This window comes from Emticicia sp., assembly GCF_043780375.1.
GTDB lineage: Bacteria > Bacteroidota > Bacteroidia > Cytophagales > Spirosomataceae > Emticicia.
Map to the genome: position 1 here is coordinate 1 of NZ_JAYWCU010000209.1, position 21,752 is coordinate 21,752.

At 35.4% G+C, this 21,752-nt stretch carries 16 protein-coding genes and 2 tRNA genes; 9 read left to right on the forward strand and 9 right to left on the reverse strand.

Annotation, left to right across the window (positions count from 1 at the left end; translation table 11 throughout):
- Positions 1-153 precede the first annotated feature (153 nt).
- Entirely contained in the window at positions 154-870 is a 717-nt protein-coding gene (locus ACH2CJ_RS16435) for a LytR/AlgR family response regulator transcription factor (protein ID WP_394994053.1), read from the forward strand.
- 469 nt (positions 871-1,339) lie between these two features.
- On the opposite strand, the gene ACH2CJ_RS16440 is transcribed toward ACH2CJ_RS16435, so the two are convergent.
- Positions 1,340-1,413 (reverse strand) — tRNA-Arg (locus ACH2CJ_RS16440).
- A 150-nt stretch (positions 1,414-1,563) separates the two neighbouring features.
- Between ACH2CJ_RS16440 and ACH2CJ_RS16445 the strand changes: the two genes are divergently transcribed.
- The 3 genes from ACH2CJ_RS16445 to ACH2CJ_RS16455 all read left to right on the forward strand — a co-directional run bounded on the left by ACH2CJ_RS16445 (position 1,564) and on the right by ACH2CJ_RS16455 (position 5,128).
- Positions 1,564-2,973: an MBOAT family O-acyltransferase gene (locus tag ACH2CJ_RS16445; RefSeq protein WP_394994055.1), complete on the forward strand. Its 1,410-nt coding sequence runs from the start codon at positions 1,564-1,566 to the stop codon at positions 2,971-2,973.
- 81 nt (positions 2,974-3,054) lie between these two features.
- The gene (locus ACH2CJ_RS16450; RefSeq protein WP_394994057.1) at positions 3,055-4,077 is read left to right on the forward strand and encodes a hypothetical protein; all 1,023 of its coding nucleotides are present in this window, start codon (positions 3,055-3,057) and stop codon (positions 4,075-4,077) included.
- A gap of 76 nt (positions 4,078-4,153) precedes the next feature.
- Positions 4,154-5,128, forward strand: a complete 975-nt coding sequence (locus ACH2CJ_RS16455) for an NAD-dependent epimerase/dehydratase family protein (protein ID WP_394994059.1) — start codon at positions 4,154-4,156, stop codon at positions 5,126-5,128.
- Here ACH2CJ_RS16455 and ACH2CJ_RS16460 read toward each other — a convergent pair.
- The 8 genes from ACH2CJ_RS16460 to ACH2CJ_RS16495 form a co-directional block, all read right to left on the reverse strand.
- Positions 5,120-6,304, reverse strand: a complete 1,185-nt coding sequence (locus ACH2CJ_RS16460; protein WP_394994061.1) for a glycosyltransferase — start codon at positions 6,302-6,304, stop codon at positions 5,120-5,122. The two genes, ACH2CJ_RS16455 and ACH2CJ_RS16460, sit on opposite strands and share 9 nt — an antisense overlap.
- Before the next feature lie 24 nt (positions 6,305-6,328).
- A complete protein-coding gene (locus ACH2CJ_RS16465) occupies positions 6,329-7,447 on the reverse strand; it encodes a glycosyltransferase family 4 protein (protein ID WP_394994063.1) in 1,119 nt (372 codons plus the stop codon).
- Positions 7,448-7,461: 14 nt separating this feature from the next.
- Positions 7,462-7,536, reverse strand: a tRNA-Val gene (locus ACH2CJ_RS16470).
- Positions 7,537-7,690: 154 nt separating this feature from the next.
- Positions 7,691-9,007 (reverse strand): MFS transporter, encoded by a 1,317-nt coding sequence (locus ACH2CJ_RS16475; RefSeq protein WP_394994065.1) that lies wholly within the window; start codon positions 9,005-9,007, stop codon positions 7,691-7,693.
- 54 nt (positions 9,008-9,061) lie between these two features.
- Positions 9,062-9,817, reverse strand: a complete 756-nt coding sequence (locus tag ACH2CJ_RS16480) for a sterol desaturase family protein (RefSeq protein WP_394994067.1) — start codon at positions 9,815-9,817, stop codon at positions 9,062-9,064.
- Positions 9,818-9,853: 36 nt separating this feature from the next.
- On the reverse strand, positions 9,854-10,627 hold the full coding sequence (locus ACH2CJ_RS16485) for a LamB/YcsF family protein (RefSeq protein ID WP_394994069.1): 774 nt from the start codon (positions 10,625-10,627) through the stop codon (positions 9,854-9,856).
- On the reverse strand, positions 10,608-11,462 hold the full coding sequence (locus tag ACH2CJ_RS16490; RefSeq protein ID WP_394994071.1) for a biotin-dependent carboxyltransferase family protein: 855 nt from the start codon (positions 11,460-11,462) through the stop codon (positions 10,608-10,610). The genes ACH2CJ_RS16485 and ACH2CJ_RS16490 overlap by 20 nt, the downstream gene beginning before the upstream one ends.
- Positions 11,463-11,508: 46 nt before the next feature.
- A complete protein-coding gene (locus tag ACH2CJ_RS16495) occupies positions 11,509-12,525 on the reverse strand; it encodes a LacI family DNA-binding transcriptional regulator (protein ID WP_394994073.1) in 1,017 nt (338 codons plus the stop codon).
- Positions 12,526-12,868: 343 nt separating this feature from the next.
- Between ACH2CJ_RS16495 and ACH2CJ_RS16500 the strand changes: the two genes are divergently transcribed.
- The 5 genes from ACH2CJ_RS16500 (at position 12,869) to ACH2CJ_RS16520 (ending at position 21,747) form a co-directional block, all read left to right on the forward strand.
- On the forward strand, positions 12,869-14,056 hold the full coding sequence (locus ACH2CJ_RS16500; RefSeq protein WP_394994075.1) for a glucuronyl hydrolase: 1,188 nt from the start codon (positions 12,869-12,871) through the stop codon (positions 14,054-14,056).
- Positions 14,057-14,130: 74 nt separating this feature from the next.
- Entirely contained in the window at positions 14,131-17,274 is a 3,144-nt protein-coding gene (locus tag ACH2CJ_RS16505) for a SusC/RagA family TonB-linked outer membrane protein (RefSeq protein WP_394994077.1), read from the forward strand.
- A gap of 58 nt (positions 17,275-17,332) precedes the next feature.
- Complete coding sequence (locus tag ACH2CJ_RS16510; RefSeq protein WP_394994079.1) at positions 17,333-18,952, forward strand: RagB/SusD family nutrient uptake outer membrane protein; 1,620 nt, start codon at positions 17,333-17,335, stop codon at positions 18,950-18,952.
- Between the two features lie 63 nt (positions 18,953-19,015).
- On the forward strand, positions 19,016-20,833 hold the full coding sequence (locus ACH2CJ_RS16515; protein ID WP_394994081.1) for a heparinase II/III family protein: 1,818 nt from the start codon (positions 19,016-19,018) through the stop codon (positions 20,831-20,833).
- Positions 20,834-20,850: 17 nt separating this feature from the next.
- A complete protein-coding gene (locus tag ACH2CJ_RS16520) occupies positions 20,851-21,747 on the forward strand; it encodes a LamG-like jellyroll fold domain-containing protein (RefSeq protein ID WP_394994083.1) in 897 nt (298 codons plus the stop codon).
- Positions 21,748-21,752: the final 5 nt, after the last annotated feature.

The window sequence follows — 21,752 nt, forward strand, 5'->3', positions numbered from 1 at the left end:
TATTAGAAAAATACGATTTGAGGCTGTTTTTCTGAAATCACTCAAAAATTCTTTATAATTTTATATATTTTATTGAAAAATTATAATTAAATCACCTGAGTAGTAACGTTACACAATAATTGTGTAACTTTGGTAGATTAAAAAGTATCAAATATGACCCTATCTAAACAAATAACAGTTCTAATCATTGAGGACGACCCAATGTGGTCAATATTTGTTGAATCAATAATTGTAGAGTCTAAATATAAATTAATTGGTACTGCAAATACATTGGCAAAAGCCAAAGCAATATTAGATGGTCTTAAGCCAGATGTATTGATAAGTGATATTATGATACAAGATACTACGATCTTCCAATTTTTATCAGATGAGTCTTACTCAAATATTCCTGTATTACTTATGACGAATCATTTAGAAGGAGAAGTCTATCAGTCAGCACTCAATGTGCCTAAAAGCACATATTTAGCAAAACCTTTCCATAAATTCACTCTGTTGTCAACATTAGATTTATTGTTGAGCAAGTATCTAATTGAAAAGAAGGAATTAGAGCAATTTATTACTGTTAGAGGTAACCAGCAACAAGTAAAGAAGGTACTGTTTAGTGAAATAACTTGGATACAAGCCGAGGGCAACTATTGTTTCATCCATTCATCAACCAATGTAAAATACGCTCGTAAAAAAACACTCAAATCTTTTGCTCAAGAGCTAGATTCAAGGTTTATTAGAGTTCATAAAGCTTATATAGTTAATAAAAACTTTGTTAGAAGAATTGATTTAGGTAATCAAACTATTCTTATGGGAGAAACAGAACTCCCCTTAGGTCGGCACTATCGTAGTGAACTTGATGAATTGCTTGACCTAAAGTATTGATTTAAGCTACATTTGGTAATATAAAAAACATAGGTCATTGATTATAAGTACATTACAAATATTCTAAGTTTTCTTTCTGATTGCTTAAAATTAGAACATATCCCTAAAAGCGTGCTTGATTTGTTATTCGATAGCTAAAAATAATGTTTTTTGGGGTAAATAAATTAAACAGAAGAGTTTTATGTAACCAAATAACTCTAATACTCTACCTTATTTTAGTAAAAAAAATATTCAGGATTATAAATTTTTAATTTACTTAGGTTATATTTCAACACTATTTAAAATTATAAACGCCTGACTATAAGTAATTTAAGTATGATTTAATAGTAATAAATACAATACAAAGTAGATTTACTTTGTATTGTATTATAAATCATTTTCTAAGAATGTTTGAATATAGATTACTGTTAAAACAAAAAAGTAGTTATGAAGAAATCATAACTACTTGATAACCAATTACTTATTTAAGTGATCCCTACAGGATTCGAACCTGTGACCTACTGATTAGAAATCAGTTGCTCTATCCAGCTGAGCTAAGGGACCGTTTTGGTTTTGCAAATATAGCAGTTTTGATTTAAAAATTCAAAGATTATAAGTCAAAAATGAAAATATGATTTTGATTCTTAAAGATTTCCAGTGAAATTTGAACTCACAAACAAATCGGGTGTATAGAATCTGCCCCCTTCAATTTTAATGTTATTCAACTCACTCCAATTCATATTTTTTTTTATAGTTGTTACTTTAGCGTATTACAGTTTGCCTCATCGAGGGCGAATATGGCTACTTCTCCTTGCAAGTTGTTATTTTTATGCGGTCTTCAAGCCCATTTATATTCTGATACTTTTTGTAACAATTATTGTAGATTATTTTGCAGGAATCTGGATTGCCAATAATACAGGAAGTAAACGAAAGTGGATATTGGTGCTGAGTTTAGTATCTAATATTGGCTTTTTGGCATATTTCAAATACTACAATTTCTTTATTGAAAACCTAAATAATACCTTATTCAACTTTGGCTCAAATGCACATTTCGATTTGCTTGATATTCTGCTGCCAATCGGTTTGTCATTCCATACTTTCCAAGCCATGAGTTATACAATTGAGGTTTATCGTGGAAATCAGAAAGCGGAAAAAGACTTTTCGATATATGCACTTTATGTAATGTTTTACCCACAGTTGGTAGCTGGCCCAATCGAACGTCCGCAAAATTTGCTTTGGCAATTTCATACCCATTTTAAATATAACTTTGAAAACATAAAAGCAGGTTTGATGCGAATTGCCTGGGGAATGTTCAAAAAAGTTGTTATTGCCGACCGACTGGCAATGCTTGTTGATTATTCTTACGATAATCCACTCGACCATAATGGACTCACTCTTTTGGTAGCTACCATCTTTTTTACTTTTCAGATTTATTGTGATTTTTCTGGTTATTCAGACATTGCCATCGGTACAGCTCGTGTAATGGGCTTTAAATTAATGGAAAACTTCGATGCCCCTTATTCTTCTACATCAATTAGTGAATTTTGGCGACGCTGGCACATCTCGCTTTCAGGTTGGTTTCGAGATTATTTATATATACCATTGGGGGGAAATCGTGTAAGAGAATACCGTAAATATTTCAATCTTTTCTTTGTCTTTATGATGAGCGGACTATGGCACGGTGCTGCATGGACATATATTGTATGGGGAGCTTTGCATGGAATCTACTTGGTTTTTGCTCAATTAAGAGATAAATATCTGCCTTTCTCGCTCTCAAAATCACCTAATGCTCCAATCACAAAGTTTATAAATCTGACAATTACATTTATATTAGTCATGTTTACTTGGGTATTTTTTCGTGCAAAAGGGATGAGCAATGCTAAAATAATTTTCAAGAAAATATTCTCTTTTTCAAGTTACGATGCCATTGCCACACCTTTCTATTTTAATGAGATGATATTCTGCTGGGTTTTGATTGTAATTCTACTATTAAAAGACAAATTTTTAAGAAATATTTCCACACAAAATACAACCAAATTTTATATTTCGTTTAGTATATTAATTATTTTATGTTACTTTCTTGGAGTTTTTACTTCAAATCAGTTTATTTATTTTCAGTTTTAAAAAAACTATCTAATACATTTGCTATCAATATTTTACCTCAATCGTAAATCGTAATTGCAAACCGTTCGCAAATTCAAAAATATGCGTATTTTTCTATTAATAATATTTGCTTTTCTATGGTATTTAGGTTTTTCAAAAGACCTTTCTAAATGGCTTTTTGAAAAAAACATTACCAAAGATGATTACCGCTATGGAGACCTCTATCGCTTGTCGAACTTGGCACAATTTAGAGTTCAAATTGAAAAATGCGAATCTACAGAAATTGAAAAAGCTCCTAATACTTCTCTGATTTTGCTTGGCGATAGCTTTACAGAAAAAGGAAGAATTGATTCAAATAATTTCAAAGCAGAAAGTTTCCAGAGATTTTTTGTTGCTGATACAAATTTTGTAAAATTAGATAAAACGAAGAAAAATATTTTAATTATCGAAACCGTTGAAAGACATTTCAGAGAGCGATTTGCAAGGCCTTACAAAAATTTACAACTAATTGATAATCAAATTATTAACAAAAACTCAACTCACACCAACCCTATTCTGGCAGAAAAGAGTTGGAGCGAGGTCGTATATCGCTTTGTTCAAGATGCCTTAGCTTACGAAGTTCAATACAATACCGAACGCCACGAAACTTTACTCTTTTCATCCGATTTTTTCTTGACATTCAGAGAATGGAAAGCATGGCTCAACTGGAAATTATTCGGCAGAATTGATGAAAAAGTAATTTTATCAAAAGATGGACAGCATATTTTGTATTATTTAGATGCTCAACCAAGTGGAATTACCTCTTGCTTTGATAAAATTTCGGAAGCAGAAATTAAAGCTTTAGTCCAAAATGTAAACGAAACCAATAATTATTACAAAAGTTTAGGTTTTGATGAAGCTTATTTGTCAATTATTCCTAACAAAACTTCGATTTTGGCATCAGATTTGGGCAAATACAATCACTTGATTGAACGTATTCAGCAGAGTTCTATATTAGAAATGCCTTATTTAGATGTTTATAAGCCAATTAAAAGTTCAAAAACACTTCTTTACGACATTGGAGATACACATTGGAATTGCAAAGGAAAACAAATTTGGATTGATGAGGTGAATCATAAACTATGATTTTTTTTTACAAACTTCATTCACTAAATTTGTACTTTATTTAGAATAGACTTATAAATTTTATTGTCGATATTATATGAAAAGAGCATTAGTGTGCGGTGGAGGTGGCTTTATAGGAGGTCATTTAATCAATCGCCTGAAAAGTGAAGGTTATTGGGTAAGAGGTGTAGATTTGAAATACAACGAATATGGTAATGGCAACGCTGACGATTTTGTGATTGGAGATTTGACCGACCCAGTTATTTGTCGTCAAGTAACCGAAGGCGGATTTGATGAAGTTTATCAATTAGCTGCCGATATGGGCGGTGCTGGCTATATTTTTACAGGTGAAAACGATGCCGCAGTAATGCACAATTCAGCACTTTGTAACCTAAATATGCTTCATGCAGCACATTTGGCTGGTGTAAAGAAAATATTTTATTCATCGTCGGCATGTATGTACCCTGAGTACAACCAACTTGACCCAGAAAATCCAAAATGTTCGGAAGACTCAGCCTATCCTGCTGCTCCTGATAGCGAATATGGTTGGGAGAAACTATTTAGCGAACGTCTTTTCTTAGCTTATCAAAGAAACTTAGGAATTACGGTGAAGGTAGCTCGTTTCCACAATATTTTTGGACCACAAGGAACCTGGAGAGGAGGGAAAGAAAAAGCCCCGGCCGCAATTTGCCGTAAAATAATTGATGCTGAAGATGGAGGAACTATCGAAATTTGGGGAGATGGCAAACAAACTCGTTCGTTCTTATACGTTGACGAATGTTTAGAAGGTGTACGTCGTTTGATGGAATCTGATTTTTCTGGCCCAGTAAATATTGGTTCTGAAGAAATGATTTCGATTAATGATTTTGCTAAATTGATTGCTGAAATTTCAGGCAAAAATATTACAATCAAGAATATTAAAGGGCCAGAAGGCGTGCGTGGAAGAAATTCTGACAATGCCTTGATTCAAGAAAAATTGGGTTGGTCACCATCGCATACTTTGAGAGAAGGTATTACAAAAACTTATCATTGGATTGCCGAACAAGCAGCCAAAGAAGTTGACTTAGCTTAGTTCCAACAAAGTTTTTATAAAACTTTCACTGCTGTGGTTCTGCACAAAAACGCTTGCTCTTTCGGGGTAAGCGTTTTTATTTTGAAGAAAATATTGCATTGCTTCTTTAATTTCGGTCGTGTTATGTCCATCAACTGTCAAACCTAATTTGTACTCACGAGTCAAATCTCCAACTACGCCAAACTTTGTTGCAATCACAGGTTTATTATGTTGAGCAGCTAAGCCAATGACTCCACTCGATGAATAAAAATTAATATAGGCCACCGAAACTACATCACTTTGACTTACATAAGACTCCATTTCATCATCGTCAACAAAGCGACTTTCGAATGCAATTTGCAGTTCTGGACGTTTTTTTTTAGTTTCTTCTAATACTTCCGTCAATTGAGCTTGATATTCGGGACGAATTTTCCCGACTACCAACAAACAAGATTTTGAAGCTTCATCGGCTGATAGCTTTTGCATCGCTTTCAAGACATTGACAACATTTTTCTTTTCATCAATAAAACCAAAAGACAAAAATATTTTTCTTTCTATGGTGATGTTATATTTTTCTCTAATAACGAGTCCTGCACGAGTTGAATAATCATAAACAGGGTCTGGCAAATAAGTAAACACCTTCGTTCCCAAAGTTTCGTTCATGGTCTTAATAGTTTCGCTGTCATTGAAAATAAAAACCTTTTTCAATTGGCTATTTCGGCACATCCACCAAGTAGTAAACATCTTACGAGCTTTTGTAATTGTACTTTTTTGTTTAGCACGCAAAGAATTATCGGCAGGAATTACCCTTGGATAAGGATTAAACATAATTCCGGTGGTTTGGCAAGGCAAATGGCTACTTCCAATGGTATGCTGAAACATGTCAAGCATCATCATAATTAACTTATCGGCTTTATAATCGGTTACGTATCTAATCAAATGCTTCCACAATAATTGCGTTGATTTAACAATACTTAAGCCCGAATTAAACGAAACGAATTCTTCATCAGTAAAGAAAATTATTTGGATATTCGGAGCAGACGTTTTAACCGAAGGAATGGATTTTGCTTCGGGATTTAACAAAAAAACGTATTCTGTTTGAGAGGGATTTTGTTCTAAAAAACGTAGAATGTTTTGGATATGACCTAAATTATGCCCGACCAATTTCACATAAATATCACAAATAACAATTCGCATCTTTTTGTTTTGGGGCTTTTGGCATTAACGCTTTATGAGTACACTTTTATAAACTTCAAGCGTTTTTTTTGCTGTTATTTCGGGTGAAAAATCTTTTAATCGATGATATCCTTTTTGTATTAAATCTAAGCGTAGTTCGGCATTGTTTAGCAATTGTTCCACTTGATGAGCAATATGTTTCTCATCGTCTGGCTTGAAATATAAAGCAGCTTCACGTGCTACTTCAGGAAAACATGAACAATCGCTTAAAATAACTGGGCAACCACAAGCAAAAGCCTCTAAAATCGGAATTCCGAAACCTTCGTATAATGAAGGATAAACAAAGCCGATAGCTTTTTGATATAAGCGATAAAGCACATCATCATTGGCAATTTCTTGATGAATAATTTTATTGGTTACATTTAGATTAGCAAACAAATTTTTCTCTACTTCACTAAACTTTCCATTTCCTCCACAAACCAAATACAAATCTTCATCTTGAATCAATAATGAGGCGATTGATTTCACAAAAAAGTTGAAATTTTTGTAATTTTCACGGTTCCCAATATAAAGTAAATACTTTTTGGGTGTTGCAATATCGAAGTCAACGGAAGGTTTATATGTAGCAAAATGAGTTGAGTGATAAATCACTTCTATTTTTTCGGGAGCAATATTAAATATTTCGAGCAAATCTTTCTTAGTGTTCTCCGAGACAGCTATGATTTTCGCAGCTTTATCAAGAATTTTTTGTTTTTGAGCTTTATCAAAACCATCTAAAGCAGCGTATTGTGTCGGAAATTTTTCAGGAATCACATCATGATGCGTGATAACGAAGGGTTTTTCACCAAGAAAAGGTAAAAAATAATCTTTAAAATAAGTTGGATGAAAAATATCAAAATCTTGGCGAAGCACCTTGAAAGCACTAAAAGCACGGTTGATATGCGAAAACATCATATTAGTTTTTGCATATCCCAAGAAAAAAGTAAAGGGAATAACTTTTTGAATGTCGGCATTCTTTAGATAATCATTGTTTGAAAACAACAAACCTAAATCAACATCTACTTTCTGATGAAACTTTAAGTTGTGCATAAGGTCGTAGAAATACCTCGCTACACCACCGTATTTTGCCCCAGAAAATGATTGATGATCATAAAGAACCTTCATAGCTATAACTTAAGTAGGACGTATCGGGCTCGAACCGATGACCTTCGCCTTGTCGAGGCGACGCTCTAAACCAACTGAGCTAACATCCTGTAAATCAACAGGTTAGTGTATTACTAATGCACTTACAGTATATTAAATAGACTCTATTCAACAAACAAAAATGATACTATTATAACTGTCTCACAAAAATAGTGCTACAAATGTACACGATTTAATTACTTTCGCCAATCGTTATGACGGAAATTAATGATAAACCTTCTTTGACGGAACTCGCATCAATAGTAAAAATCCGATAATAAAAAAAACCAAAATCGTTAAAACTGAATTTCTCATATTGCCTGTAAGTTGTCCAACTAAGCCAAAAATAAGCGTTCCCAAAGTAATTGCCAATTTTTCAATAATATCATAAAAGCCAAAATAAGATGCCGTATCAGTTGTATCATCTGGTAAAAGTTTGGCAAATGTTGAACGTGAAAGCGACTGAATTCCTCCCATAACTAAACCAACAACTGCCGCAATTATATAAAATTCGTTTTGTGATGTTGTGAAATAGGCCGCCAAAGGCATAAATGACCAAATAAAAATAAAGATTAAAAGTGCCTTGGTATTTCCAAATTTACTCGAAAGCCACGAAGCCAAATAAGAACCAGGAATGGCAATCAGTTGAATCAAAAGTAGGGTTATAATAAGTCCTTGTTTTTCGATGTGAAGTTCTTTATCGGCAAAAATTGTGGCAACATAAATGACGGTCATTACGCCCATATCGTAGAAAAAGAATGCCATTAGAAACTTGGTAATCAACTTGTGGCTTCTCACTTCTTTGATAACTTTTTTGAGTTCTTGAAATCCCGTAGTTAAACGACCCGTTTTAAATGATTTTGGTTTGTCTTTAGGAAGATAATAAAAAGGAATTTGAGCAAACAAGACCCACCAAACACCAACAGTTAAGAAAGATATACGAGCAGTAAATCCAGAATCTGAATCGGCTTGCGTAAGGCCAAACAATGTTGGCTTCATAATCATTAGTAGATTGACTACCAACAAAATAACGCTACCTATATAGCCCATTGTAAAGCCTTTGGCACTCAGATTATCGAAGCGGTCTTCGGTAGCGATTTCGGGTAAAAAAGAATTGTAAAAAACGATACTTCCACCCCAACCCATAATTGAAAGTCCAAAAGCAATAACAGCTAAATTGACATTATCTCTCGTGAAAAAGTAAAAATAAGCACAACTTGCCGCTCCTAAATAGCAAAAAAGTTTCATAAAAAACTTTCTTCTTCCACTCGAATCGGCCAAAGGCGTTAGAATTGGATTTAGAATTACCAATAAAAGTGTTGCTACCGAAATTGTATAGGAATATAAAACCGAGTTTTGAACTTTATATCCAAAGAAATCGACAATATCGTTGATAACCTTTCCATCGGCATCTTTTACTGAAGTTGTTGCCAAAAAATACATCGGAAATACAACTGTTGTGATGACAAGATTATGTACAGAATTTGCCCAGTCATACATTGTCCAAGCATTTAGGACTTTCTTTTGATTTTTTTCAAACATGATTTTAGTGGTAAGTTTTCCTGTTTTAAGTTTCAGAGTTGTGGAGATAAATGGTCAGACCTGCGGTGTATGTCTTAGCGACCTTGCTTTCAATTCGGTAAATTCGGAATCATAATTTTCATCAATTGTTCCCATTGTCCTGTCCCAAAAACTAAAATATAAACCATAATTATTTTTGAAATAGTGGTGGTGCTGGTTATGCATCACCGAACTATTCAGCCATTTCCAAAACCAATGCTTTTGTCCTCCCTTAGGAATCAATTCCCAGCCTAAATGTCCGTAAACATTATAAGTGGTCATAAAAATTAAAAATATCAACATCATTAATGGATGTAAAGGTAGCACAAAAGCGAAGACGACAAAAATTCCTGCTTCAACAAAACCTTCAAGTGGCTGAAACGAAAAAGATGTCCACGGACTTGGGTTGGTTGATTGATGGTGAACTTTATGAAAATACTTAAAAAGTTTCGGATGGTGCATGAGGCGGTGCATCCAATAAAAATAAGTATCGTGAATGATGAGAGTCAAGAAAAAAGAAAGAATGAAATAACCCCAGCCGTAATCCGAGATTTTGTAATAAGTAAGCGTATATGGTCTTACTTTGGTATTGTAAAGAGCAGCACCTACGATTCCAAAAATAAAAAAAGTGAGCATCGAATAAAGTATTTCTCGCCGATAATCAGAAGTTTTTGGAAATTTTAACTGTATTTTTTTGGACGAAACTTTATTTTTTAACCAAATATACCAAACCAAATATGCAAGTCCCGCAATGACAAAATATCGAATAATACTTGCTGCAGTAATAAACATAAACATTTGAGTTAATTTATCAGGTAGTAGCATATTTTATGACTCTTTATTTATTGCTTTAATTATAACATTTCTCAATGTCAATTCTTTATGTAACTCAGTTGCAAACGCTACAGCATGAATGCCATCACCATGAATGCAAACGGTATCAGCTTTCAGTGGCACTTCGCTCCCATCGGTCGAAATTACGCATTGTTTTTCAATCATCATAATTACTTGACTGACAGCATCTTGTGTGTTTTCAATCATTGCATTTAGTTGAGTGCGTGGCGTAAGACTTCCATCATTTTGGTAAGTGCGGTCGGCAAAAACTTCGGAGGCTGTTTGGATTCCAATTTTCTCAGCTTCCAAAATTAAATGACTGCCTGACAGTCCGTATAAAATTAAACTTGGGTGAATTACTTTTGTAGCTTGGGCAATAGCTTTTGCCAAATTTGGGTCTTTAGCTGCCATATTATACAATGCTCCGTGAGGTTTTACGTGATGCAGTTTCCCACCCAAAGCTCGCACCGTGCCATACATTGCTCCTATTTGATAAACACAAATATCATAGACTTCTTGCGGAGAAAGCTGCATGTTTCGTCGCCCGAAACCTTGCAAATCAGGAAATGCAGGATGAGCTCCAACGGACACGTTTTTCTGCAAAGCCAATTCAGCAGTTTTACGCATAATGCTTGCATCGCCCGCATGAAAACCACAAGCAATATTTGCTGACGAAATCAAATCCATCAAGGCTTCGTCATTTCCAATCGTCCAAGCCCCGAAAGACTCCCCCATGTCGCAATTAAGGTCAATTTGCTTGTTTTCCATTAAAAAATATGATACTCGCTTTTAGTTTTTGTATTTCTTTTTCCTGCAAAAGCAATAATTCTTCGGCTTCTTGTAATGAAACTACTTTAAATTTAACCAAATCATTTGCTCCACATTGAGCCAAAATTGGCAAATCGACTGAAATGACATTTCCAATGCGTGGATAACCACCGCTGGTTTGATGGTCGGCCATTAAAACAATGAGTTGACCATTAGGTAAAAGTTGTATTGTTCCAAAATCTACTACTGAGGAAACTAATTCTATTTTTGTTTTCAAATCCAATGGTTCGGAATTCATTCTAAAACCCATTCGATTGGAATTTTGTGAAATCGTAAATACTTGATTTTCAAGACTCTGCTTACTTTCTTCACTTAATAATTTGTATTCATTTCCTGTGATAAATCTTACTTCTACTGTCTTCGACAAGTTGGAAACTTTTCGAACAAAACTATTACCAAGATAAGGTAAAAATTGATTTGCGTGACTTACTTTCTTAACCAAATATGCTCTATTTCCTGCAATCTTTTTCTTGAATTTTAAAATACTTCCAGGTTTTACTGAAATACTTTTCCAATTCATAACTTCCTGATTATCAAGCATTGGCATAAAATCTGCTCCGCCAATTACTATCGTACAATCTTCTTCAAAAAGGATTTCTGGTGCAGGAAAGTGCATTTCCAAAACAGCTTCATTTTCGTCATTTTGCAATAAAATATTCAGTAATCGAACTGTCAATTTATCCATTGCCCCACTTGGATTTACGCCCAAATGCCTTAAACCATTTTGTCCTAAATCACGATAGGAAGAAAGTATGCCGCTTTTTAAAAGTTTCATTGAAGCTTTTTTTCAAAATTAATATATTTCAATTCAGAAGCAAAATTTACCTCAATGAAGATTCTCTAATAACAAGCTGTGTATCTAAAATGACAGTTTCTGGTTCTATTTTATCCGATTCAAGTTGTTTTAAAAGTAGCCTTACCGACTGTGTACCCATTTCTCTAATAGGCTGATTTACACTCGTTAGCGAAGGCGTAAGATACATACAAGTCGGTTCGTTATTAAAGCTTACCATTGCTACATCTTCAGGAATTTTTATTCCTTTTTGCTTTAAAGCGTACATCGTAGAAAAGGCAATTCTATCGCTCATAGTCAAAATGCCATCAGGAGGAACAGCAAGACTCATCATATTATTGGCTTGAATAATGGTATTTTCTTGCGTAAAGTCGCTGTGACTGACGTAACGCTCGTCGTAAAGTAAGCCATGACTACTGAGAGCTTCTTTGAAACCTTCTAAACGTTGATTACTAATTTCTAAATGTGGTGGCCCTGCCAAACAGCTCAGTTTTTTGCAGCCGTTTTCAATCAAATGACTGGTTGCTTTAAAAGCAGCTTGTTTATTATCAACAATAACTTTTGAAACCTCAAGCTTATCAGTATATCTATCAAATAATACAAGCGGAATTTGTTTTCTTATAAGGCGATTAATGTGTTCGTAATCATAAGAATCACATGCCAATGAAATGATAAAACCTTCAACTTGCGAATTAAGCATATTTTGTATCTGAGCCTTTTCACGCAAATACGATTCATTCGTTTGGCAAACTATTACACTATAACCCGCTTGCATGGCAGCTTCTTCGATACTATTTAACATGGAAGAAAAGAAATAATAACTCAAAGTTGGCATAATAACACCAATTGTTTTAGTACGATTTCCCACAAGATTTTTCGCCAACTGATTTGGCTGATAGTCCATTTCTTCGGCTAATTTTAAAATGGCATTTTTTGTATCGGGATGAATCTCGGGCATTCCTCGTAAAGCTCTTGATACAGTAGAAACTGATATATTTAATACCAAAGCAATATCTTTAATTGTTACAGGTGTGTTTTTATTCATAGCTTCTAAAATATAATTATTACGATATAACCAAATATTTTAAGTTCATTAACAATTAAAACAAAAATTTACGGCTGTAAAGTTAATATGAATATTTAAAGAGTAAATATAAAAGTAAAAATAAATTACAAACGTTTGCGGTTACGTTTGCGGTTACGTTTGCATAAAAACAAGACATCAAATACTGTTTTTTTTATATAATTTCTTTGACAAATAATAATTTTAGCATATATTTATATGAATAACTTTAAAGAAGAACAGTTAGTAAAATATTTTAATATTAATTATTTGATATTTAAACACCTCATATTTGCATTTTTCTAATATTTCAAAAACAAAAAGAATGAAAAAACTTGTTATTTTCAGGCAACTTACGGCTTACTTAATCTTATTGTCAATATCAGTTTTTGGTCAGTCAAAACTCAATGTTAAAAAGGAGTTTGAATTTGCCGCTCAACAATACGAAGGAATGCTTAAAAGTCACTCTGACATTAGTAAATTTCCGCAATCTACCCTGCCCGACGGCTCGCCAAGAAACATGAAATCGGGCTGGTGGTGTAGTGGTTTTTTTGGTGGTTCGCTATGGTACATTTATCAATATAACAACGAACCAAAATGGAAAGAAACCGCTCACAAATGGACTATGGCGGTTGAAAAAGAACAATATAATACCCGCACACACGATTTAGGATTTATGCTTTATTGCCCGTTTGGCAACGGTTATCGTTTGACCAAAAATGCTACCTATAAACCTATTATGCTTACGGGAGCAAAATCGCTTTCGACAAGATTCGACCCAAAAGTTGGTTTAATAAAATCGTGGGAAAGCTTCAAGGGCGGTTATAAATATCCTGTTATTATTGATAACATGATGAATTTAGAGTTTTTATTTTGGGCTGCTAAGGAATCTGGCAATAAAGATTTTTATAACCTAAGTATTACGCACGCCGACAATACCATGAAAAATCATTATCGTTCAGACTTTAGTAGTTACCATGTATTATTATATGGAGAAAACGGTGAAGTTTTAGCTAAAAAAACACACCAAGGTGCAGCCGATGAGTCGGCTTGGGCAAGAGGACAAGCGTGGGGTTTGTATGGTTATACAGTTATGTATCGTGAAACAAAAGATAAAAAATACCTTGATTTTGCGAGAAACATTGCCAATTTTTATTTAAACAACCCTAACCTTCCTGCCGATAAAGTTCCTTATTGGGATTTTAGCAAAGTTGGCGAAGAACGTGATGCTTCGGCGGCGGCAATTTGTGCGTCGGCACTTTTAGAATTAAGTACTTATGGCGGTAAAGATACCAAAATCTATTATGATTCGGCAGTAAAAATGCTCGAAAGCCTTTCAACACCTGCCTATAAAGCCGAATTAGGCAAAAACAACCACTTTATATTGATGCATAGCACGGGTCATAAACCTGGCAATTCGGAGATTGACGTACCGCTTGTTTATGCCGATTATTACTATTTAGAAGGCTTACTTAGATACGAAGCGTTGAGAACCAAAAAGAAATTATTTTAAATACCTTAAACTTTTTTATAATTCCCCTACCTACTTTTATAAAACAAACATTCAAAATCAAACTTTTCTTTACTATGAAAAAAAAATTACAATTAACTCCTTTGAAGAACCGAACGGTGAAAACCACTTTTCTTCATGGAATTTTTGCTCTATTTTGTTTTGTCAGTAGTTTTGCTTTTGCTGCTGATATTACGATTACTGGGAAAATAATAGACGGAGAAAAAGGCGAACCTCTTCCAGGCGTAAGTATCACGATTAAAGGAACTTCTCGTGGAGCAACCACCAATGCCAAAGGCGATTACTCAATTAAAGTACCAAACAAAAACTCGGTGCTTACATTTAGTTTTCTTGGCTATGAAAATCAAGAAATTGTGGTTGGTAACCAAACAATTATTAGCGTTAGTTTAGCACCCGATGCCAAATCATTGGAGGAAGTAATTGTGGTGGGCTATGGTACACAAAAGAAAGTAAATTTGACAGGAGCAGTTTCGACCATTGACTCGAAAGCAATCGAAAATCGCCCTTCAAGTAACTTGGCAAATGCTCTGCAAGGAACAAGTCCTGGACTCATTATCACCCGTTCAAACGGACAACCCGGCAGTGAAGGTATTGGTATTCAGATTCGTGGAGCATCTTCAGCAAATGGCAATATTGACCCATTGGTTGTACTCGATGGGGTAACTGTGCCAGGAAATACGCTCCAAACGATGAACCCCAACGACGTAGAAAGTATCAGTGTGCTGAAAGATGCCGCCGCCGCTTCTATTTATGGAGCTCAAGCCGCTGGAGGTGTAATTTTGATTACTACTAAAAAAGCAAAATCTGGAAAAGTAAAATTTAGCTACCTTGCTCAACAAGGCACTGATTGGTCAATTAATACGCCAGACCGTATGACACTTTTGGAAGAAGCTGAGTTTTCTAATTTAGCTAAGAAAAATTCAGGATCTGGTCCTGAATACACCGATGTTGATATTCAAAGAATCAAAGATGGTATTCCTTACGTAGTAAATCCTGCCGATACGACTACTTATTTGTATTACAACCAAACGCCACTGACCGACCAGATTTTGAAGAAATATTCATCAATGACTACTCAAAACTTGAGTATGTCGGGCGGAACTGATAAGCTAAACTTCTTATTATCAGGTGGTTATTATGGCAAAAATGGTATTTTCAAAGTTGGTCCCGATGATTATAAACGCTATAACATACGCCTTAATGTGGGAGCTCAGTTGAACAAAATCTTTTCAATCGACACTCGTTTGTCTTATACTAAAGACCAACAAGATGCTGTTTCAGGCGGTTTGAATGGTCAAGGGATTATTTACGAACTTTATCGTTTACGTACCCGAACACCGTTTTTCACTCCCGAAGGTCAATATAATGGAGCTGGCTCGGCTGCAACAGCTTATGCTCGACTTGAATCTGGTGGGTATAATATTTTAAAAAGAGATTTCTTTGATGGTACTGCTACTTTGAAAGCTGCCAACATAGTAAAAGGCTTGACACTTCGTGCTGTTGCTGGTACACAATATCGCCTTGCCGACAGAAAAAACTTTGCTCGTACCGTTCCGCTTTGGGGCCGTGGAAAGATATTAAGCTATGTAAATCAAGTGAATAGTTATAATATTTTTGAAGAATTATTGAATAATACAAATTTGCAGTTTTTAGCAAATTATGACATAAAAATAGCACAAAAGCATAATTTTGGCATATTAGTAGGTTTTAACTATGAAAATTATAGATTAGAAAGTGTAAGTGCAGGAGCAACAAACTTGGTTAGTAACGATTTGCCAACGCTCAACTTGGGCGATGATAAAACAAAAACCAATAGCCAAAACATTGCGACTAATGCTTCACAGTCAGTTTTTAGTAGATTCAATTATAATTATGATGGAAAATACCTTCTTGAAGGAACGATACGACGTGATGAAAACTCAAAATTAGCTACAGGGCTGCGAGTTAAATACTTCCCTTCAGCTTCGGCGGGTTGGAATGTACACCGTGAAGAATTTATGAAAGATGTAAATTTTCTTTCAGAATTAAAACTTCGTGCTTCGTGGGGACGCTTGGGCGGTGCATTGGGTGGTTCGATACTTGGCAATTATGATTATCTTAGTCAGTTAAGTAGAGGTTCTACTTTGGTTTTGGGCGACTCTCGTGCTTCTTACCTTTTTCAAGGGTCTATTCCTTCACAGGCACTTTCGTGGGAAACCATCGAAACAACCAACGTTGGCTTTGATATAGGTTTACTAAAAAACAGGTTGCAAATCAATGGCGATTATTATGTGAAATATAACCGTAATATGCTTACGCCGCAAAACTTACCTGCGGTGATTGGTATTGGTACGCCCAAAAGAAATAACGGCGAACTAAAATCATGGGGTTGGGAATTGGAAGCTCGTTACAGAGGTCAAATCGGCAAAGATTTTTCTTATACCGTTGCGGCCAACCTTTCGGATAACCAAAATGAACTTATTAATTTTTCGGGAAGAAATGTCGTAAACGCTGGTACGAATAGCATCGTTGAGGGCTATCCTCTCAACAGTATTTTTGGATACAAAACCGATGGCTATTTCCAAACGGCTGACGAAGTAAAAGCGTGGGCTTTTCAAGATAATAGAACTGGTGCAGGCGACGTAAAATATTTAGACCTCAATGGCGATGCCAAAATAAATGTTGGGAAAGGCAATACATCTGACTTTGGCGACCTTGTTTATCTTGGTACAACTCAACCTCGCTATGTTTTTGGTGCAACTTTAGGATTTAACTTCAAAGGGTTCGATTTTACAGCTTTCGTTCAAGGAGTTGGTAAACGTTCATTCAGACCAGAAACCCAAACCATTGCTCCGCTTATTGTAACTTGGAAACAAGCATTAGGTATTCATAGAGATTATTGGACTCCTGAAAATCCGAATACTTTGTATCCTCGTCCGTATCAAGGTGGCGACCATAACTACCGTGTATCTGACAAATGGCTTTTGAATGGTCGGTATGCTCGTTTGAAAAATCTACAGTTGGGTTATACGATTCCTGAAAAAGTATCAGCAAGATTGAAAGTTTCGAGAGCCAGAATTTTCTTCTCAGCACAAGACATTTTAACATTCTCAAAATTAGGCAATTTCAAAGGATATTTTGACCCTGAACAAAGAGATAATATCGAAAATGATTATCCTTTCTTTGCAACTGCCTCAGCAGGTATTAATCTAAATTTTTAAGTCGTTGAAAAACTACAAAATATTGATTTTCAATGATTAACAAACAATACATTTTCTTATGAAATCTAAATTCAAATATATTCTTTCAACGTGCCTACTGTTTTTGGGCATGACCGCCTGCGAAGTGGAGCGTCTTCCCGAAACATCAATCAGCGATGCTACATTCTGGCGTTCGGAAACCGATTTGATTGCGGCAACCAATTATCTCTATACATTTATTCCAGGCTTTAATGGTGATGATGTTTGGTCGGACGATGCCATTGGACTTATAGCAAATAGTATTAGCGATGGTTCACGCATTGCTCCTTCTACCGATGGCAATTATAATAATGCCTATTTATTAATCAGGGCAGCCAATAATATCATTGAAAAAAGCACAAGAGCCTCGGCAAATACCAGTGCGGCGGTTATTGATAGATATGTAGCCGAGGCTCGTTTTTTCCGTGCTTGGGGTTATTACAATTTGGTTCAAAGATATGGTGATGTGCCTTTGATTTTGAAAATATTGGACGATACCTCACCAGAACTTTATGCTCCTGCTAATAAAAGAGAAGAAATTTTTAGTCAAATTTACCAAGACCTTGATTTTGCCGCTTTAAAATTACCGACAATGGCAAGTTTAGGAACAGGAAACTTTGGGCGAATTTCTAATACTGGAGCATTGGCTTTCAAGGCTCGTGTTGCACTTTTTGAAGGAACTCGTGCAAAATTTCATAATTATGGTGATGCAAAAATGCACCTTTCAGCTGCAGAAGCAGCAGCCAAAGCAGTGATTGATAGCAAACAACATACTTTATTTGCCAATTATTTCGATTTATTTCAATATGCAGGTGAAGGGCTTGCTAACAAAGAAAATATTATTGTGAAGCAATACGGTGTGAGTTTGATTGACCGAGTGCTAATTCATTCTTATTACAGGGGAACGATTGAAAACGGCAATAAAAACCCAACCAAAAGTTTAGTAGATTCTTACTTGATGAGTGATGGTTTACCTACCACAAAATCTCCTTTGTACAAAACGCCTACCACAACATCGGAAGTTTTCACGAACCGTGATGACCGCTTGATACAAACTGTAATGAAAAGAGGTGACCCTTATATTTTTACCAAAAAAGTGTTTGACGTTGCCAATTTAGTATTTCAAAAAACTGGTTTTTGTTTCAGAAAATTCTCGAACATTGATGATTGGAACACGCAAGCATCTTCAATAGACCGCCCAGTGCTACGCTATGCCGAAGTGCTTTTGGCTTATGCTGAAGCAAAATATGAATTAGACGGAACTATCAGCGATGCTGATTTAGATTTGTCTGTCAATTTATTGCGTGCAAGAGGCAAAATTGCAAAATTAACCAACGCTTTTGTAACTACCAATGGTTTGAGTATGCGAGAAGAAATTCGCCGTGAACGTAGAATTGAATTGGCTCAAGAAGGACATCGTTATTGGGACATTATTCGTTGGAAAACTGCCGAAGTTGAGTTGGCAAAGCCAGTTTTAGGCAATTTTTTCTTTAAAACCGAATTTGGTGCTTCAACACCAGCAGCCGTAACTCCTGATGGTTTTATTTTAGTAACAGCGGCCAATTTCCGTAGATTCGATCCGGCAAAAGACTATTTATGGCCCCTACCATTGAACGAAATTTCATTAAATCCAGCTTTGAAACAAAATCCTAATTGGTAAGCCTTTTTATCAAATCGCCCTTTCTGTAAATACTTGCAGGAAGGGCATTTCTTATTCAACTCTATGCGAAATGCTATTTTTTCAACAATATTACTAATCTTGCTATCGTGTTCAAAACAAGATAGCACAACTCCCACACCCGAATTACCCGCAAACCTCAAAACCTTAAAATTGGAACACCCACGCCTCTTTTTGACTGACGAAAAGTTAAATCAATTGAAAGAGCTTCGTAAAACCGATGTGGTTTTGGATAAATATGTCAATGCTGTAGTTGCTTCATCCAATTCAATTTTAACGAAGCCGATGCTTACAAGGGTGCTAATTGGGCCTCGTTTATTAGATGTAAGTCGTGAATTGCTCAAACGAACTACGCATCTCGCAATGGCATATCGGTTTACGGCAGATAAAAAATATTTGGATGCGGCAGTCAATAACATGAAAGTCGTCTGTGAATTTACTGACTGGAATCCTTCACATTTTTTGGATGTTGCCGAAATGACCAACGGCGTAGCAATTGGTTACGATTGGCTTTACAACGATATGAGCAAAAGCGACAGAGAAACGATTAGAGAAGGTTTGAAAATAAAAGGTTTAGCCGAATACCGAAAATCTTATGAATCTGCTTGGTGGCACAATGGCGACAATAATTGGAATCAGGTTTGTAATGGTGGGCTTATTGTTGGCTCATTGGCAATTGCCGAAACTGACCCAACTTTCGCCCGTGATTTTGTTTCGCAAGCAGCCGAAAACATGAAGTTTTCTAATAAATATTATGCACCAGACGGTGCTTGGTATGAAGGCCCTGGTTATTGGTCGTACGCCACCGAATATTTGTCTTATGGAATGTCAGCCATGCAAACTGCCTTAGGCAACATGGGCAATCTGGAAACAACCGAAGGCTTGTCTAAGTCTGGTTTAGTGCCAATGATTTGTGCTGGGCCAACCAATTATATTCTAAACTTTGCCGATTCGGGTGAAAATAGCAAGGCTACGAGTTCGGCAGCCATGTTTTTTTTGAGTAATATTTATAATAATTCTCAAATCTCTAATTACTTACATAATTATATCAAAGCTACCAATGTTCTTGCTACGCCCTTTCACGTGGTTTGGTACAAAGCACCAAATAGCGAGACAGTTAATCCACCATTAGATTATTTTTTAAAAGGAGATATTAATGAATTGGTTTTTTTGAGAAGTAGTTGGACTGACCCAAATGCTTCGTGGATTGGCATAAAATCGGGCATTAATAGCTCGAATCACTCACATTTAGACCTCGGAAATTTTGAGTTAGATGCAGGTGGCGTACGTTGGGCAAAAGACTTAGGTTCGGACGATTATAACCTCGAAGGTTATTGGACAATGGGCGTAAACGGCAAACGTTGGTCTTATTACAGGCTCAATTCTTTCAGCCATAATGTGCCGATTTTAGGGAATAAAAATCAATATGAATTGGCAAAAGCTAAGTTTACAAATATTGATTTGAACGCTTCAACGCCATCAGCAACCATTGATTTGACAGAAGCCTACAAAGAATTTTCATCAAAAAGCACCAGAAAAGTAAGTTTAACTGACGTCAGAAAAAACTTTTTAATAGAAGATAGCCATATTTTGACAAAAAGCACCGAAGTTGCTTGGGGCATGACAACTGCCAATACTATTGAAATTGCCAAAGATGGAAAAGCAATCTTGCGAAATGCAACGATTACTTCAAAAACACTGGAAGCAGAAATTATTTCGCCCGTAGGAGCACAATTTAAAATTGAATCGGCCGTACAAAAAACACCCGAAAAATTGAATACCGGACATTCGAGGTTGATGGTACGCTTACCCAATCAAACGGGTCAGGTAAATATTGTAATTAAACTTTCGCCAAAAGGCTAACTAAAAAAATGATAATAATGTCTTCCAAAATAAAAAAAACAGGCATTTTTTTGAAACACATCAAATATCTACTACTTTTTATATCTTTCAATTTATTTGGACAAGATACTGCGAAAAAGAGCAATGATGTTCTTTTGTCCAAAATTAAGAAAACAAAGGGTTTGGTTGCATTATGGGATTTTAAGGAAGAAGCAGGAACATCTCGAAAAACTTACAAAACAAATCAATACCCATTGAAAGAAAATAACGGAATATTGCCACGCATCAATGAAGGGCCTTTATCGGGTTATTCTGCCCAGTTTGGAAATAATGCGTTTCTATCATTGCCACATTCTGAGACAAAAGAGCTAAACATTTATGGCAAAAAACAAGGTGTTACACTCATTGCTTGGGTGAAATGGTCTGGTGAAAAAACTGGTTTTGTTGGAGGAATGTGGAACGAATACCAAGACGGTGGAAAAAGACAGTATGGTTTATTTGTGTCGTTGCCATATTATAACGGTAAAAATCAGGTTTGTGGGCATATTTCAAATACTGGAAAACCAACACCACCCTTCCCTTATTCCATTGATTATTCAGCAAGTAAGCAATTAGTTCAGCCAAATGTATGGAGTTCTATCGCCTTTACTTATGATGGCACTTACATAAAATCTTATGTAAATAGTGTCTTTGAAAAAAAAGAGCCTGAGTTAATAAACAATACTATTGGTTTTGAAGGCTACCCAAATGGTTTGACTCAAACAAAAAACCCCTATTTTTTTTCGAATGGCATGGGTAATAATGGGTCAGATTTTACGGTTGGAGCAGTCTTGCTTAAAAGCGGAATGGGCAATTATTTTAAAGGTCAAATCGGTGGATTAGCTGTCTTTAAGCGAGCATTAAGTGATGCTGAAATCAAAAAAATATCTCAATAAAAATA

Excerpts from the sequence above, each read along its gene's own strand:
- ACH2CJ_RS16520 (WP_394994083.1), top strand. The coding sequence starts at position 20,851 with ATGTCTTCCAAAATAAAAAAAACAGGCATTTTTTTGAAACACATCAAA.
- ACH2CJ_RS16455 (WP_394994059.1), top strand. The coding sequence starts at position 4,154 with ATGAAAAGAGCATTAGTGTGCGGTGGAGGTGGCTTTATAGGAGGTCAT.
- ACH2CJ_RS16450 (WP_394994057.1), top strand. The coding sequence starts at position 3,055 with ATGCGTATTTTTCTATTAATAATATTTGCTTTTCTATGGTATTTAGGT.
- ACH2CJ_RS16495 (WP_394994073.1), bottom strand. The coding sequence starts at position 12,525 with ATGAATAAAAACACACCTGTAACAATTAAAGATATTGCTTTGGTATTA.
- ACH2CJ_RS16480 (WP_394994067.1), bottom strand. The coding sequence starts at position 9,817 with ATGTTTATTACTGCAGCAAGTATTATTCGATATTTTGTCATTGCGGGA.
- ACH2CJ_RS16435 (WP_394994053.1), top strand. The coding sequence starts at position 154 with ATGACCCTATCTAAACAAATAACAGTTCTAATCATTGAGGACGACCCA.
- ACH2CJ_RS16485 (WP_394994069.1), bottom strand. The coding sequence starts at position 10,627 with ATGGAAAACAAGCAAATTGACCTTAATTGCGACATGGGGGAGTCTTTC.
- ACH2CJ_RS16475 (WP_394994065.1), bottom strand. The coding sequence starts at position 9,007 with ATGTTTGAAAAAAATCAAAAGAAAGTCCTAAATGCTTGGACAATGTAT.
- ACH2CJ_RS16490 (WP_394994071.1), bottom strand. The coding sequence starts at position 11,462 with ATGAAACTTTTAAAAAGCGGCATACTTTCTTCCTATCGTGATTTAGGA.
- ACH2CJ_RS16445 (WP_394994055.1), top strand. The coding sequence starts at position 1,564 with ATGTTATTCAACTCACTCCAATTCATATTTTTTTTTATAGTTGTTACT.
- ACH2CJ_RS16510 (WP_394994079.1), top strand. The coding sequence starts at position 17,333 with ATGAAATCTAAATTCAAATATATTCTTTCAACGTGCCTACTGTTTTTG.
- ACH2CJ_RS16515 (WP_394994081.1), top strand. The coding sequence starts at position 19,016 with ATGCGAAATGCTATTTTTTCAACAATATTACTAATCTTGCTATCGTGT.
- ACH2CJ_RS16460 (WP_394994061.1), bottom strand. The coding sequence starts at position 6,304 with ATGCGAATTGTTATTTGTGATATTTATGTGAAATTGGTCGGGCATAAT.
- ACH2CJ_RS16465 (WP_394994063.1), bottom strand. The coding sequence starts at position 7,447 with ATGAAGGTTCTTTATGATCATCAATCATTTTCTGGGGCAAAATACGGT.
- ACH2CJ_RS16500 (WP_394994075.1), top strand. The coding sequence starts at position 12,869 with ATGAAAAAACTTGTTATTTTCAGGCAACTTACGGCTTACTTAATCTTA.
- ACH2CJ_RS16505 (WP_394994077.1), top strand. The coding sequence starts at position 14,131 with ATGAAAAAAAAATTACAATTAACTCCTTTGAAGAACCGAACGGTGAAA.